The sequence below is a fragment of the Paenibacillus sp. FSL P2-0136 genome (assembly GCF_037975325.1).
Taxonomy (GTDB): Bacteria; Bacillota; Bacilli; order Paenibacillales; family Paenibacillaceae; genus Paenibacillus_AQ; species Paenibacillus_AQ silagei.
The window spans coordinates 6,130,878-6,146,638 of the sequence record NZ_CP150244.1; the positions used below are offsets into that span (position 1 = coordinate 6,130,878).

Here is a 15,761-nt window from a genome sequence, read left to right on the forward strand (position 1 = left end):
CTCCTATCTATGATTGTATTGCATCCCCGTCTTTACCTGCTGCGAGAGCTCTCGGGAGACATTGACGTTGGCATTTTTAACAATGCCTGCGACCTGATTGCCTACAGCCGCCCAATCCTGCTGCCCTTTAACATTCGCTTGAATAGTGATATTAACATCCCCAGAACCAAAGGATATCTGCCTGGCTGTCCCTTCACTGACCTTCGTTTCGTAATAACTCATGGCCTGTACACCTTCCGGAAGATTGAATGTAGATTTTCCTTGTAACAGGCTATTTTTAATGTCTACCAGATTATTCTTCTGCTGTACTTCCAGTTCCTTAATCTGCTCAAGTATCTTATTACGCTGAGTTTCATTATCTTTGTTTTGAACAAGCAACGCCTGTAGATTGCTAAGTGTAATGCCAATCCTTGAGTTTACATTGCTAGCCATCGCAGACTGAATTTGCTTGACACTATTCGAATCTTCTTTTGCACCTGACAGAATAGCATCACTTCTCTTCATACTCCAGTCTGCATTAGAAATCTTCAGGTCATGATTAAGCTGCTCCATAATGTCATTAAACTCACCGTCAGTGTCCATCTGATAGCTTTGAAGATTCAACGAAGATATCTGTCCTTTTATCTTTGCAATCTGAGCATCTATTTCGTTGTAAGAATCTGAACCTACAGTCAGCCTGTCACGTTTGGCGATTAAGCCCTCATCAATAATTTTTCCGTTCGCATTTTTTGTTCCATTTAAGATACCATCTAGCATTTCAATATTCTTCTTAAAATAAGTTTCGAATAAAGCCCTCATCTCAGCAGAATCTTCACGCACACCGGACATAACAAGTTTGGCGTAATTTTCATCATGAGCAGCCTGAATTTTAGTAGCTTCGTTTTGTTGGAGGTTCAGATTTCTGGACATTATAGTCTGAGCATCCTTGTATTCGATAAGCTGATTCTGATTTAAATTGCCTAAACTGTTCTGCTCGCTGTCTTCATTTGAATCAATTGCCTTTCCTGAATCCTTTGGTTTTTCCTCAAGCTTATCGGATTCCTTCTTAGAGTCTGCATTCCCTTTAAGCTTTTGCTCCAGCGCTTTAGCAAGATCTCCGCCTTTTTTTCCACTAAAAGCTATTTTTAAAGCATCTGCATATTCTGTCCACTTTACCCCGGCGCCACCAAATATTTGATTAATGCCACCTCGAATACCACCATCTAGAACCATTTCACCTATACCAAACGCTTTTTGCAGAAAATTACCATCGCCTATAGCCTGAGCCTTTTTTTGGAGATCAACACGTCCACTCGCGTCCAGTTCTTTTCTTTCTTCGGGGCTCATACTGAGAGGGGCAACAACATCACTATAGAAGTCCATAGCGGTTTCAACAGTCGAAATCAAAGGGATTTTTTTAAGTCCGATCTTTAACCCTTTGCCCGTTGCTGAAGCAAGTTTCCCAAGCTTACCGGCTTTAGAAAATAGTTTCCCGGCTCCTTTGGTCAGACCTGCTAGCTTTGATGTAATTCCCCTCCTGCCGCCTCCAGCCCTCCTTCTTCTGCTTCTTCTACTACTTCTATCCGAGCCGCCGGAGCCTCTTCTTCTACCTCCATCATCACCCTCATCCGAGCCGCCGGAGCCTCTTCTGCCTCCGTCATCATCCTCATCCGAACCGCCGGAGCCTCTTCTTCTACCTCCATCATCATCCTCATCCGAACCGCCAGAGCCTCTTCTTCTACCTCCATCATCACCCTCATCCGAGCCGCCGGAGCCTCTTCTTCTTCCCCCGTCATCATCGTCCTTGTCATCATCCTCATCCTCGTACCAATCATCAGTGAAAAACTCTTGAATTTCCTTTGCAGTTTCATAGGCAGAATTCTCATCCTCGTCGTCGTCCTTGTCTTCCTCCTTATCTCCCTCTTTGCCCTTGTCCTTGTCTTTGTCCTCAGATGTTTGCTTGCTTTTGGTTTCAGCGCTCTTCTCATTGGCTATCTCTAAATTATTTAGTTGAGCCGCATTCTCTAACTGGACTAAAGCATCTATATATTTTTGAATATCACTTGTATCCTGGAATTCTTTATTAAGATTTACCATGTCATTAATGAACTGCTTAATACGTAGATCTGAATACCCTGTACTCGAACCAATACGTCTCAGTTCTTCCTCAAATTTCTGGGCACTTATAGTCCCGCTGAGAAATCCCCCGGATATCTTTGCTATTGTTTCAACCAGCATATCTCCGTCCAGCCTATTATCCCTAATGGCTAGATCCAATAGCTCCATTCGGTTATTCGCAGATTCGGTTTGACGGCCTAACTCTTTCATTTGACGTATAAGAAATGTCAGTTTACGCTCCAAGTGCTGCGCTTCTAAGTCTAGCCTAGGATCAACCGACTGTGCCCAAACTAGACTCCGCCGTGTCTGATTGATATCCCATTGCTTCTTATTCATCTGGCGGTTAATATTCATATGGACTTCAGAACCATATTCGCCGCTTCGTTCGATTTCTGCACGTCGCTGCTTAAGCTGTTCATACTCCTCGTGTTGTTTACCAAGCGTATCGTTCAAATTACCGACACGGAGAACGCCGCGCTTACTATTCACGAGATCGAGACGTTTTTGGACAGCCATTATCTGATTATGCAAATCCTCCTTGGGAACCTTCTGGGCAGTATAGCCCTGCCCAACCTTCCCCATGCTTTCAATCCCCGATGTAAATAATCCTGCGTTAGCACGGATCACATTTAAAAAAGTGATAATCCTCAAGCTTACGGTTTGAAACTCCTTCTTAAGACGATCAAAAATCCCTTTTGTTGAAACCTCCCACATCGTCTTCAACTTTTGCTCCTGAAATTCAGGGGTAAGCATATTTTCTGCAAGTAACTGGTTTGATTGATTTGCCGTCCAGTCCTTGTCTTGCAGCTTCTCTACAAATCTTACTGCGCCACCCTGTGCCATAATACTCGGGATTCTATGGATCCTATCCATGTCCTCGAATAAAGCCGCAGTTATACCCGAGTCATTCCCTAATTTGCTTGTATAGGTGCCTCTAACAAAGCCATGGTCCTCTGGAGTTAATCTATCAATGACATCCGTAATCGCAAACAGCATATCAATTCCTGATTTTTGCTGCTTAATTGTCCTCCCATTCTCATCTTTCTCTTCATTCCAAGGATTGAGGGTCTTAAGTCCAGTCCGCTGAGAGATCACTTCAAAATTCTTGGCTGAAGGCTCGTCTAGTGGAATCGCCATATTTTTAAAGAACATCTCACCATGATCGCCTGTCCTGGCCAGGGCAGAAGTGTACATGGAAGACATTGCAATAGAATAAGCCATCGCCTTGTGCTTATCTTCATCATTGGATGATACAGAGGAAAAACTTGATGATTGTTTCAAAAAATCCATAATATCGCTTATTTTAGAATCAGTTAATATTGAACTAGTAGTTATCATATTAGCGGCATCTTCAACGCCTGCAGCGTTTAGCCCCCAATTGACGGCTAAGGCCGCAAGACTGCTTGCGGATTGGCGAATATCCATGTCTCCAACATTTTTCTGCTTGGCAGCCGAGGTAGCAATGCGCTGTGCTTCAAGAGGATCGGTTGATGCCGTTGCTGCATGCTGGTAGGCTGTAGCAGCGTCTTCCAGAGGTAGTCCATAAGCAAGGGCAATGTTTTGGACTGGACTATCTGGTGAATTATGAGTTCCCGCATCCTTATTCCTAAAATTTAAGGCCGCCCTTGCCATTGTATATTCAAACTCTTTATTGACCTCATACCCCATAGAGAGCAGTAAAGATGCACCACTGTCAAACGAATCGCCCAGGACATTTTTCATGGCGTTTAAAACAATAGACATTTGCTTTTGGCTTTGAACAGTCAACAACTTTATTGCAGTACTCATCTCAGCGTTCTGATACTTGGGCTTCTTCTGTTGATCAGCAGTATTTATCACGTGCTGGGAGTACCCGCCTGACTGAATGGCTGCGTCATTGTTACCAATACTCACCGGTACTGCTTGAAGCTCATTTAATGCTTTGACAAGCTCTGTAAACTGTTGCTCCAGCAAAGATCTGACCTTATTTGTAAGTTTTTGCTGAAGAGACTCCATCTTTTGTGCCAAAAGAACAGCCTCTGAAAAATCTGTTGTACTTTCAATATCGTTAATATTATTGCTGATACTCCTTATCTTTTGCACTATAGCCTGCAGTTTGCGTCCCACAATGTCAATTGCCCCAGTTCCCTCAGCCATGTCGTCAAAAGAAGCAATTAACACCTCCGCTTGCTCAGCAAATGAGGAAGTCTGGCTTGTAAGAGATCCCATTGTGAGCGAAATTTCCGCTTCTAGCAAATTACTTTGCTCCTGATTATGATCAGATGCCATAGTTCCACGTCTCCTCTCTTCAAATAAAAAAGCCCTTCCTACATAGAATAGGCCGGACTTCACTTTCACCCTCCTCCAAACATACGTGCAAGCTCCAAAACACCGTCTTCATCTATTTCACGGTAGTCTGCATCATCGTAACCTTCAGAATGTGTCTCCGCTCCGTTACCTCCGCCAAATATTGCACGTATAGGAGCGGTTGAAACCTCCACCTCAAAGCGAATATATTTATGCACTTGTTTCAGGAGTTCCTGAATCTGCGGGTAAGTGTATCTCCTGATTGCCCACTTATCGAGGTTGCAGTGCTTATGAAGATAGAAAAACACCTCGTTCCAAGTAACAGGCTCTCCTGTCTCGGCGTCGCGGACTTCTACCCCTGTCTGCTCTTCTCCCTCAACCCGTTCTACTTTTTTAATCCGTTAAGATCCATCATGATCTCTAGAATATGCTTAGCCATACGAAGATCCACATTACGGTCAATAAATGAATGATCCACAACTAGATTTCCATCTTTATTTCGGAAAGCAATTTCTGGATAGACTTGAAAAGCTAATCCCAAAATATCATGAAGTTTCTTTTCCTTGGCTTCCTGACCTGGAGCAAAATTGAGAATAATCTCTCCCACATTTACAGTTTTTAAATACTGCATGAACTCCCTAGTATCTCCAAAGGTCATTGGTGGAATTCGATACAACTTTCCATTGCGCAGCATAATCTCTTCATCTTCCTCAAACCACACACGCTCAGATATACGAACGTCCTTGTCTTTTGGCAACTCTTCTTCTGCGCTTTCAGCTTTAATTCGCTGCAGCGATGCCTCATTCATCTCTTTTGAGTGCATTGCTTCCTGGACTGTCTTACTCATACACTCTCTCCTTTATACTTCTATTGAAATAACAAAGACCCGGGTGGGAGGACCCGGGCCCCTTTCTTGTTGCTAACTTCAAAGGTTGTTACACGCTGGAGGCAGCCGAATATCGTTTGATACTTCCTAGCTTACGGTCCGCACGTTCTGGATCAAGCACTTGCAGAGTAACCTGCGAAGTAGATGCAGTAGCCCGGGCAGCGTCAATGGAGAACGTCCCCTTTGCCCGACATTGATATAGTTCTGTTTCGATACCTTGGAATGTACCATCCTTTTGCAGAAAAGATCCATGATGAATGATGTGAACCGGGAATGGAACCTCATCTACCAGAATATCCACTACATCAATTGTTTCTGTGCGCTGGTAGCTCAGTACAATATCCTTATTGGTATGCGATGCATTTAGAATCACATAAGTTTTTCCTTCATCGGAAGTGATCATGAACTGTTTGTCTGTTGGTCCTACTGTTGAACTATAGGCTACTTTCTCAAGGAGCGAGTTGCTGTCCTTCAGCCTCACTGTGAAATTACCGTCGCCGTAAAGAGTGTTGCCAAATATAACTTCTGCTACAGCAACTTCAGGTCCGGTATTGTGGTCAAGTCCTCCTTTAATTAGCTCATGTTGTTCATTTAGCACCCAGAGAGAACCACTTACATCTTCTTTGACAGTTGAACCCATCATTAAGGATAGCTGAGCCAAGTCGAATTTTGCGTCTGTAGCTGTAATCTCAATCGATTTGGACTTTACAAGATTATCAATTGCAAATAGGCCATCCGAACCGAATACATCTTCCAGTTCTACATTAAGATCAATTTTAAGATTTTGAAGTGTACCTAGTGAAACCACCTCAACACCTTTACCATCAGATGCATATTTCTTTGCAAGAAATTGTCCTACTCCCTTAATAATCATCTTTTTAGCCATCGAGCACTCCACTCCTTTAATTGATGCATCAGGCTTATCCATATCATAATGATCTCAATAAACCTGAAGCTCTTATTTGTTCTTCCTGCATAGAGTAGGCAATCTGAATTAATTCCTAACACATCATTTTTGTCCAAAAGCAAGAACTGCAGCATTATATTGAAATGAAAAATTATAGGATATTTTTCCGTTTTACTAAACATAAAAAAAAACAGCACTATAACAGCACTGGGTTCATATCTAAACCTAAAGCAAAATGAACTATAAAATATAATCCACCTTTTTTCTAAACAATCTGAGAATAGTCGCGTATGTAACAATGAGGCAGTAAAAGCCTCATCCTCTGTTCACAGTCCTCCCAGGACTGTTTCATTATAAGCGGCCTCCCGGTCGCCTCATTAGGCGGGACCTCCTCCCGCCTTCTTTACTAAACAATTTTTATTAAGGAGTTACAGGATGGAATTGATTTTTAAAACAGCAGACGGACATGGACTAGGTGTTAATAACACTGTAATCTTGGATACATCTCCGTTCTTTGTTAACGCTTTAAATCACAGTCATATTATTGATGTTTATATCGAGTCCAATAGTTATCAGCTACAAAGCTCACAATCACAATATCTTAAGAATTTTTCTCAAGTCGCACGTAGCCTAAATTATGCACCCTACATATATGTGCGTAAATCGGATTGGGCTAATCCATTACGTCTTTGGCTCTTAGAAGAACTTGTACATTCGGTTATTCAGTTTAACCTTAAGCATAGTGATACCGACTTTGACGGGATTCTCCTTGACATCCAGCCCTGTGAACTTCCAGCAAGTAATGAGGATCTGTACTTTAAAAATTGCTTAATTCAGTATATTAATACCTTGGAGCAAGAGAAGATTAGGATTAATACCTATAACAAAAACTATAATAAGAATTTCAAACTCAAAATTGTGATGCCTCGACAACTCACTCGTTTTTTTGTGGAGGAAGCTGCCTTGATATATGAGCGCCTTACAAATTCTGTTGATCAAGTTATAGTAGTAGAGTATCTTCAAGGGAAGTGCAAAAATGAATAGACCATTAATGGGTGATTCTTCATATCCTGTGTATTACGCTCTAAAAGCAGGTTTGTCACATGGTACTGGTAACTTCGATCAAATTATTGCTGCTCTTAAGTGCAATAATATGGGAATAAAAATAATAGAAACTAACAATAATCTTCAAAATCTTATTTCATGTGGATTTGTAACAGAATACATTGGTAAAAATCCTCACAACGGGAAAGAAAACGATACGCTATATCGTATTACTGAGTAAGCAAATATTATTCTCTACCTTGAGTCTCCTCCAAATGATGCAAAATAAGCGATCTTATAATCAACCTTCCGGGCAAAGCTCTGAAAAAACTTGATCTTCTCATCGATATGCTGTTTATACTCCTGCAGTAGTCTGCGCTAGTCGGGCAAGGCTTCTCAGCCTTCCTGCGAGAGCACGATGGATTACTTAATATCCGCTATAGCCATTCCGGTATCCTTACTTACACCTAACTCTAAGGTCTAAGCTTACACTATACCTTCATTTAAGGAGTGAATAATTAATGGTAAAAAGAATTAATGTGGCTAACGGTACACTTGAGGTGTCCGAGATTTCACTCGGCTGTATGCGGATCGCTGATTTGTCTCCCAAAGAGGCTGAAGTCCATATCCACAGCGCCCTTGAGGTGGGCATAGACTTTTTTGATCATGCGGATATTTATGCCGGCGGCAAAGCGGAGGAAGTATTCGGGGATGTACTGGCTGCAAATCCCGGCATGCGCGACCGGCTGATGATTCAGGCCAAATGCGGCATCCGCAATGGCTTCTTCGACTTCTCCAAGGAGCATATTGTGACTTCGGTAGAGAACAGCTTGAAGCGGCTGCAGACCGATTATGTAGATGTCCTGCTCCTCCACCGCCCCGATACCCTGATGGAGCCGGAAGAAGTAGCCGAAGCCTTCGATGATCTGGAGCGCAGAGGGCTGGTCAAGCATTTCGGCGTCAGCAACCAGAACCCTCTACAGATTGAGCTGTTGAAAAAGAATGTCAAGCAGTCCCTCCTCTTCAACCAGCTTCAGCTCAGCATCATGGTTACCGGCATGATTGATGCCGGCTTCAATGTGAACATGACCAATGCGGGTTCCGTAGTCCATGATGGTGGTATCCTGGAATACAGCCGCCTGCACGATATGACCATCCAGCCATGGTCTCCGTTCCAGTACGGCTTCTTTGAGGGCGTATTCCTGGGCAGTGAGAAGTTCCCTAAGGTGAACGAAGTCATTAACCGTATCGCCGAGGACAAAGGAGTAACCGACACCGCGATCGCCATTGCTTGGCTGCTCAGACACCCGGCCAAAATGCAGCCGATTGTCGGCACCACCAACACCGCGCGCCTGCTCGACATCGCCAAGGCCTCAAGCATCACCCTCAGCCGCGAGGAATGGTACGAGATTTACCGTGCAGCGGGAAATGTGCTGCCTTAAACCAGACCATCTGTATGAAAGACCTGCAAATCCTCTTTAGAAAGGGGTTTGCGGGTCTTTTTGTATTGCACCCATGACTTCAAGCAAGTTTTATAATAGGCTCTTGCAAAAAATTTTATATCATAATACGCTTTTCACAGACATCGATGTACTTATATTTAGAAGGAGAACAACTATGAATAACAGAATTCTAGATTTCGAGAATCTGATTAAAACAGAGTATGGCAATATTGCAGGTATTGTAGTACTGCTCGGCAGCGAAAAGGTATATGAAGGCTATTTTGACGGCTACACCGCTAACGATCCGATCCATATTGCATCGGTGACGAAGAGCGTTGTGTCTGCACTGATCGGCATTGCCATAGACAAAGGCTATATTAAAAGCATTGACCAGAAAGTATTGGAATTTTTCCCTGATTACACGGTCAAACGCGGTGAAAAAACGATACAGAATATCACAATTAAAAATATACTGACAATGACCGCACCGTATAAATACAAGTCGGAGCCATATACAAAGGTCTATACTAGCGAGGATTGGACCAAAGCTGCGCTGGACTTGTTGGGTGGCAAGGACGATCCTGGAGGATTCAAGTATTCCACAATCGGCCTACAGGTCCTGTCGGGAATCCTCACCAATGCAACCGGCCAATCTGTACTTGATTTTGCCACAGAACATCTGTTTGAACCGTTGGGAATCAAAGTGCCCCCTAATGCGAATATACATTGTAAAGAAGAGTATTTGGCGTTCCTCAAAGATAAATTTGTTAATGGTTGGATCATAGATCCCAAAGGAACGAGCACCGCCGGTTGGGGACTTACCTTAACTCCCTTGGATATGGCAAAGATCGGTCAGCTATACCTAAATGAAGGTTTGTGGAACGGCAAGCGAATGCTATCCGCAAAATGGATCAAGGACAGTACCCAAGAAAACAGCCGATGGGGAGAGTTACCTTACGGGTATTTATGGTGGATTGTTAACAATGAGGGACAAGGTTGTTATGCGGCTTTGGGCGACGGCGGAAATGCGATTTACGTAAATCCCGACAAGAAAATTGTAGTTACGATTGCTTCCCGTTTCATGCCGCGTGCGAAGGACAGAATTCAATTGATTACAAAGTATATCCTACCGTTGTTTGAGCCGACAAAGGAGTAACCGACATCACCCTCAGCTGCGAGGAATGGTATGAGATTTACCGCGCATCCGGGAATGTTCTGCCTTAACGAAGAAGGCAAAAAATATACCGCCAGCTTTAGACCAAAAGTGGTCTAAAGTCTGGCGGTGTTTTCTATTTTCTTTAACTACCTCGCGATTGGACTCGCTTTTTTACCTATCCTATAAATTCCGATCCAGGCTAACATTAATACGATCTGAGCCAGAACGACCAGCCACAATACTTCTGTGAAACCTCCTATGAGGCAAAATATAGTGTTAACCAGCGGGAACCCTACGAAAGTAAACATGATCGGAAAATCTTTTTTGGGAGTGATTGAATAGTTAGCCTTCCGGTCCCAGAACTTTGTGAAAGCTAATGCTAAAACTCCGATTGTAATGACAGAAAGTGCAATCAACATCACCCATTGCATATTAGATTCTCTGGCGAAGAACGGCCCCATATAATTAAAGAAGTTGGATAAAGGTGAGAACATACAAGCCAATGACGCAATTGCCGCCAGAAACGGATAGATGTAACCAACGGTTTTACTGTAGCCTTTCTTTTTATGCCACCATTCCCCAATTAGAATAAAGACGGTCCAATATCCCGCGATATAAATCCATCCTGTAAAATTCATCACGGGTTCCCCATAAATTTGAGGTTCACCGGCCAGCGGATAATAAGTCCATCTTGCAATGGTTCCATCCATGGTCTCAAAAATCTGTTTAACGGCCACCGGGTCGAGTGAAAAGTCAAACACCATCGCACTTAATCCCGTAATAAACGGTTTCGTCCAGGACGGTATATTTACAGACTTTAGCACACGCAAGGTGGAATAAATAATCAGGAACTCAATAATAGGGACAGTAATTGGTATGTTAAACAACATTAAAATACTGCGCCCATAGGCGTAGAACCCTTCCCCAAGCGATGAAGCAGTAATTTCAAAAACGGCGGCGTAAAAGAACACAAAACCTATAAATTGCAGTAAAACCGTTTTGGGATGTGTTTCCTTATCAAGGATATAGAACACCATTAGGACAGCAGCAATTAAGACAAGAATGTCTTGAATAACCCATACAGGCACTACAGTTATACTACCCATTTTCTTCCTCCAATTAATTTAATTTGAATCGAATGTTTAAATAAATTATAATATCATCATGTTAGTTAAACAACAGGCTGTTCGTTTGAATAATGTTAGTTATTATACAATTCATATTAGATTTGTTCATTTACTATTTTATTATTTTAAATTAGGAGGATACGATGTCAGACAAAAAAACAGATCACCGGGTGAGATATACAAAAATGGTTATCAAAGAAAGCTTGTTGAAGCTGCTGACAGAGCGGTCTATCAATAAAGTTACCGTGACCGACATTTGCAGTGAAGCAAATATTAACCGCAACACCTTTTATTCACACTATGCGAATCAGTTTGAGCTGCTTTCAACGATCGAAAATGAACTTTACGAAGAAATTAAGCAGCTTGGGATTCGTTCTGCAAGCCCCCAAAAGCTGTCTTATGAATTATGTAAGTATATAAAAGCGAATAAAACGATATGTGAGGTTCTGTTCTCCGAGCATGGCGATAAAGAATTATTAGAAAGAATTCTTTATATCAGTCACGATTTAACGATTGAGCGATGGAAGCAGGAATTAAAATATTTTGATCCGCAATTATTTGAGTCCTGGTATACGTTCACCGCTCATGGCAGTATAGCCATTATTAAAAAATGGGTGAGCAGTGGCCTGAAGGAAAGCCCGGGTAAGGTTGCAGCTTTTATTGATAAAGCGACCGAGGCAGTATCCAAGGCTTTTTATTCCGAGGAATTATAAATCATTAAAAATGAAGCGGTCCCTCTTTTTTGCGGGCCGCTTCTCTGCTCTTTTGCCAACATTCATTTTCATTCTGACTGATCCGGTTGATCTTTTGCTGCTTGTATAAGTGCGGCCTCTTTCGCTGAAAGCTCATTTATCTATTAGGCTGGAAGGGCCATTCATGGCTGTAGACATCGGATATCTTTTCCAGCACTTGCTTATCATATTATGTGAATTTCAATTCACGACTGAGGTTGTCCGCCGCATGGACTGCGCCTTGTTAGTGCCGGGTCAAGATATGCTTGAAATCCGGCTGATGTACCATCGCATCATAAATATAGAGCACATTTCCGCCAGGATAACCGAGTACGCACTCTACGCCTTCCTGCAGCAAGCCGCGCAAAAGCACCTCCGAACCGGTGATATATTCCCCTGCTGGCATGGTTGTTTCATTCGTCATTCCTAATTGCTGTTCCATGGGGCAGCCTCCTTTGCAAAATAAAACCCCTTTCCTCCTGAGCAAACTGACAGCGGTCAGCTCGTACAGGGACGGAAGGGGATTGTTTCGCGGTACCACCCAGGTTTACTGCAATCTCGCTTTCTGCTAGTAGCATAGACTCGTTTTTTTCAAATCGAATGAATACCTTTATGCTCAGTTGAGAGGTACGTTAGCGATAGAAGTCAACCATATCTCCAAACAACCGTTTAATAAATTCAAGCTCGCTTTCGTTATATTTCCCCAAAAATTCGTACATTCTTTGCTTTTCCTTCGCATGAAGCTCATCATGAGCAGCAAATAGCTTTTTGCCGACAGACGTTAGCCGAAAATACACTTCCTTTTTGTTGTCGTTGAGCTGGGCTTTTCGAACCCAACCTGCCTTTAGTAATTTATTTGCGATCTTGGAGGTATTTCCTTTGCTTAAATTTATTCTCTCCGCGATGGAAGTGAGATTGATCGGCTCCTGCTCACCGATGCACGCAATGATGTGCAGTTCCGTCATATTCAAGCTGAATTCCGATTCAATATGTTTCCGGATATCCTCCAGGTATGTGGCAGTTATTCGGGTTTCATATTGCTCTTTTTGCTCAAGAAACTGAACGAAAAATTTATGAATGGCGGTTTTGTTCTTATTGGCAGTATCCATGATTATACTGGCTCCTAAACTTGTTTTTATTATTATATCATAAATTGTTCTCTGTGAAACAAATGTTAATACACTTATTTATATTAGGGTTGACAGGACAAATAGCAACAAAGTAAACTAATATTGTTTCATATGAAACAAAAGTAGAATATAATTTTCATCACACTTGTTTTAACAGGCAGTAAAAAAGGTTCCAACGAAACAATAATTGATGAAGGAGGTTTACTGGAAATACTTGACCACTTTTCAAGAGAAGATTTATAAATATGGGAATGGAGCCTACCTGCCTATGGAAATTGTGAATCCGAAGATATTGACGGACAAGGTTACATCTGTAATTTCTCATGTCGTGGTAACTACTGCCTCAAAACTGGCTTTCATCTCAGGTCAGGTTTCTGTAGATGAATCAGGAGCATTGATCGGTTCAGGGGACTATTACGCGCAAGCGATTCAAGTGTTCACCAATCTTAAGTATGCATTGGAAGCCGTGCAAGCGGATCCCTTGTGCATTGCAAAAATGAATATTTTTGTCGTTAACCACAGCCCGGATTTGATTTCGATTATTTTTGACGCCGGATTTCATGTGTTTGGCCCTAACTGGCCGAAGACAGCAAGTACCTATATAGGCGTTCAAGCACTAGCCGATCCTGAATGGCTTATCGAAATAGACGCTATCGTGATCTTCCCATAATGTATAAGAAAAGAGGTTATTGATATGAAATATGAAGTCATCCTGATCGGTGGCGGTCCTGTCGGCATGATGTTGGCTGGAGAATTGTCCTTAGCGGGTGTAAAGGTATGCGTCATTGAGCGACTAAAGGAGACAACCCCATATTCACGTGCGCTTACCGTACATCCACGCACGCTTGAAATATTAGATATGCGTGGAGTGAAATCACAATTAATCAAGCAAGGCCGCTTACTTTCGAGAGGACATTTCGCCGGATTAGATACTCCTTTGGATTTCTCGGTGTTGGATTCTTCTTCCAATCATACCCTCTTTTTACCGCAGAGTGAGACGGAGAAGGTGCTGGAGGACTGGACTCTTAGTCTTGGCGCGGAGGTCTTGAGAGAGGTTGAGGCTCTGTCTGTGCATCAGGATGAGAATGGGGTCAACGTTAAGATCGCGGGACCGCATGGAGAAACAACGTTAAGATCAGCTTATGTGGTAGGTACGGATGGAGCCAGAAGCTTGGTTCGCAAACACGCAAATATATCCTTTGAAGGTACAGATGCGACCTTCACGGCTATTCTGGGGGATGCCGTTCTATCTGATTTGGCTCCTATGAGTGTCATATCCCGAATTACAGAACAAGGATTGGTCAGCATCATTCCAATACATGATCATATTTATCGAGTCTTGATGATCGATATGGAGAGACGTAACGTCTCCAAGGATGAGAGCGTTACATTGGAAGAGTTTCGTTCATCGCTCATCCGTACGACCGGAAGCGACCTGGGATTGAACGATGTGAAATGGATGTCCCGATTTGGAAATGCTACACGGCAAGCGGGACGCTATCGGAATGGTCGATTGTTCTTGGCGGGAGATTCGGCGCACATTCATTTTCCCGCTGGTGGACAGGGAATGAACGTCGGCTTACAAGAAGCGATGAACCTAGGCTGGAAGCTTGCAGGAGCAATCAAAGGCTGGGCTCCAGACTGGCTATTAGACAGTTATCATGCCGAACGTTTTCCATGGAATACGGCCTTGCTCCGGAATACCGAGGTCCAAACCCTGCTTCTGGACGTGACGCCTCTCATCACGGAACTGCGAAGCATGCTGGCTAATCTGATTCAAATACCGGAGGCTAATTATCAAATCGCTGCACAAATTTCCGCCCTGGACGTACATTATGCACCCGACGCCGAAGCGCGTTCCCATCCTTTAAACGGGAAACGTTTCAAAGATCTAAGCTTAAAGCTGAAAGACGGGCAATTAATTAACTCCTATCCACTCCTGCACAAAGGTACTTTTCTTCTGTTGCATTTCCATTCTAATGAACAGAATAGCGGTCAATGGGAAACGTATAGCAACCTTCAAGTTGTACATGCCTCTTTAGCTGAGGCTGAGGCGGATTGGAACGACGTCCACACGGCGCTTATTCGGCCGGATGGACATATTGCCTGGGCGATTTCTCTATCCGATCCAAATCCAATTCAAACCATAAAAGAAGGAATCATTCGCTGGTGCGGAGACATTACCGTGTAGTAATTCGGGATAAACTAAAATCACGCAGTGTTGTCTTGCTAGGATCGAAGCCAAGGAACTCCGGTGGCGCTGGTTATCCTTGACCGGCCGGCGGAGCTGGCGACTGGAGGAACTTTTGCGGTAGGGAAATGATCCAGAAAAATAAGAACAGCCCATTAGATGAAAAATCTAATGGGCTGTTCTTACTAAAAATAATACCGGCGAGAGGACTCGAACCTCCACGGTTTCCCACTCGATTTTGAGTCGAGCGCGTCTGCCATTCCGCCACGCCGGCGTACACATATATAAATTCCAGAAAAAAATAATGGAGGTGCCACCCAGATTTGAACTGGGGATAAAGCTTTTGCAGAGCTTTGCCTTACCACTTGGCTATGGCACCACATGAAATGGAGCGGACGACGGGAATCGAACCCGCGACCCTCGCCTTGGCAAGGCGATGCTCTACCGCTGAGCCACGTCCGCATATAATGGCTGGGGATATAGGAATCGAACCTATGAATGACGGAGTCAAAGTCCGTTGCCTTACCGCTTGGCTAATCCCCAATATATTTTTTAAAAGAAAATGGGGCGACCGATGGGTCTCGAACCCACGAATGCCGGAACCACAATCCGGTGCGTTAACCCCTTCGCCACGGTCGCCATGTGAAGCTTTTAAGTTGTATTGCTATGTAATTCTTATAAAAGAAATGGGGCGACCGATGGGTCTCGAACCCACGAATGCCGGAACCACAATCCGGTGCGTTAACCCCTTCGCCACGGTCGCC

The 15,761-nt window shown here is 43.3% G+C and carries 12 protein-coding genes, 6 tRNA genes and 1 pseudogene; 7 read left to right on the forward strand and 12 right to left on the reverse strand.

Annotation, left to right across the window (positions count from 1 at the left end):
* Positions 1–3: 3 nt before the first annotated feature.
* The 3 genes from NYE26_RS25995 to NYE26_RS26005 form a co-directional block, all read right to left on the reverse strand.
* On the reverse strand, positions 4–4,365 hold the full coding sequence (locus NYE26_RS25995) for a hypothetical protein (RefSeq protein WP_339251209.1): 4,362 nt from the start codon (positions 4,363–4,365) through the stop codon (positions 4–6).
* A 403-nt stretch (positions 4,366–4,768) separates the two neighbouring features.
* The gene (locus tag NYE26_RS26000; RefSeq protein WP_339251211.1) at positions 4,769–5,230 is read right to left on the reverse strand and encodes a hypothetical protein; all 462 of its coding nucleotides are present in this window, start codon (positions 5,228–5,230) and stop codon (positions 4,769–4,771) included.
* 88 nt (positions 5,231–5,318) lie between these two features.
* On the reverse strand, positions 5,319–6,155 hold the full coding sequence (locus NYE26_RS26005) for a hypothetical protein (protein WP_339251213.1): 837 nt from the start codon (positions 6,153–6,155) through the stop codon (positions 5,319–5,321).
* Between the two features lie 456 nt (positions 6,156–6,611).
* Between NYE26_RS26005 and NYE26_RS26010 the strand changes: the two genes are divergently transcribed.
* The 4 genes from NYE26_RS26010 to NYE26_RS26025 all read left to right on the forward strand — a co-directional run bounded on the left by NYE26_RS26010 (position 6,612) and on the right by NYE26_RS26025 (position 9,818).
* Positions 6,612–7,220, forward strand: coding sequence for a hypothetical protein (locus NYE26_RS26010; RefSeq protein WP_339251215.1), 609 nt, complete (start codon positions 6,612–6,614; stop codon positions 7,218–7,220).
* Positions 7,213–7,461, forward strand: coding sequence for a hypothetical protein (locus NYE26_RS26015; protein WP_339251217.1), 249 nt, complete (start codon positions 7,213–7,215; stop codon positions 7,459–7,461). Before NYE26_RS26010 ends, NYE26_RS26015 begins: the two co-directional genes overlap by 8 nt.
* 280 nt (positions 7,462–7,741) lie before the next feature.
* Complete coding sequence (locus NYE26_RS26020; RefSeq protein ID WP_339251219.1) at positions 7,742–8,662, forward strand: aldo/keto reductase; 921 nt, start codon at positions 7,742–7,744, stop codon at positions 8,660–8,662.
* Between the two features lie 175 nt (positions 8,663–8,837).
* Complete coding sequence (locus tag NYE26_RS26025; RefSeq protein WP_036731063.1) at positions 8,838–9,818, forward strand: serine hydrolase; 981 nt, start codon at positions 8,838–8,840, stop codon at positions 9,816–9,818.
* 146 nt (positions 9,819–9,964) lie between these two features.
* On the opposite strand, the gene NYE26_RS26030 is transcribed toward NYE26_RS26025, so the two are convergent.
* On the reverse strand, positions 9,965–10,924 hold the full coding sequence (locus tag NYE26_RS26030; RefSeq protein ID WP_036731061.1) for a carotenoid biosynthesis protein: 960 nt from the start codon (positions 10,922–10,924) through the stop codon (positions 9,965–9,967).
* A gap of 164 nt (positions 10,925–11,088) precedes the next feature.
* Here NYE26_RS26030 and NYE26_RS26035 point away from each other — a divergent pair, with 164 nt between their 5' ends.
* Positions 11,089–11,658, forward strand: a complete 570-nt coding sequence (locus NYE26_RS26035; protein WP_200869598.1) for a TetR/AcrR family transcriptional regulator C-terminal domain-containing protein — start codon at positions 11,089–11,091, stop codon at positions 11,656–11,658.
* 265 nt (positions 11,659–11,923) lie between these two features.
* Here the strand turns inward: NYE26_RS26035 and NYE26_RS26040 are convergent.
* A pseudogene (locus tag NYE26_RS26040) lies at positions 11,924–12,118 on the reverse strand (thiamine pyrophosphate-binding protein); the annotation flags it as partial.
* A 190-nt stretch (positions 12,119–12,308) separates the two neighbouring features.
* Positions 12,309–12,785 carry a MarR family transcriptional regulator gene (locus NYE26_RS26045; RefSeq protein WP_339251224.1) on the reverse strand — a complete coding sequence of 159 codons (477 nt, stop codon included), beginning with the start codon at positions 12,783–12,785 and terminating at the stop codon, positions 12,309–12,311.
* Between the two features lie 235 nt (positions 12,786–13,020).
* On the opposite strand from NYE26_RS26045, the gene NYE26_RS26050 reads away from it, so the two are divergent.
* Complete coding sequence (locus NYE26_RS26050; protein WP_235192044.1) at positions 13,021–13,476, forward strand: RidA family protein; 456 nt, start codon at positions 13,021–13,023, stop codon at positions 13,474–13,476.
* A gap of 24 nt (positions 13,477–13,500) precedes the next feature.
* A complete protein-coding gene (locus tag NYE26_RS26055; protein WP_339251227.1) occupies positions 13,501–14,997 on the forward strand; it encodes a monooxygenase in 1,497 nt (498 codons plus the stop codon).
* Positions 14,998–15,192: 195 nt separating this feature from the next.
* Here NYE26_RS26055 and NYE26_RS26060 read toward each other — a convergent pair.
* The 6 genes from NYE26_RS26060 to NYE26_RS26085 all read right to left on the reverse strand — a co-directional run bounded on the left by NYE26_RS26060 (position 15,193) and on the right by NYE26_RS26085 (position 15,760).
* Positions 15,193–15,271: transfer RNA gene (locus NYE26_RS26060), tRNA-Leu, on the reverse strand.
* A gap of 31 nt (positions 15,272–15,302) precedes the next feature.
* Positions 15,303–15,376 (reverse strand) — tRNA-Cys (locus tag NYE26_RS26065).
* Between the two features lie 8 nt (positions 15,377–15,384).
* A tRNA-Gly gene (locus NYE26_RS26070) sits at positions 15,385–15,459 on the reverse strand.
* Positions 15,460–15,465: 6 nt separating this feature from the next.
* Positions 15,466–15,540 (reverse strand) — tRNA-Gln (locus NYE26_RS26075).
* A 20-nt stretch (positions 15,541–15,560) separates the two neighbouring features.
* Positions 15,561–15,636, reverse strand: a tRNA-His gene (locus NYE26_RS26080).
* A 48-nt stretch (positions 15,637–15,684) separates the two neighbouring features.
* Positions 15,685–15,760 (reverse strand) — tRNA-His (locus NYE26_RS26085).
* Position 15,761 lies beyond the last annotated feature (1 nt).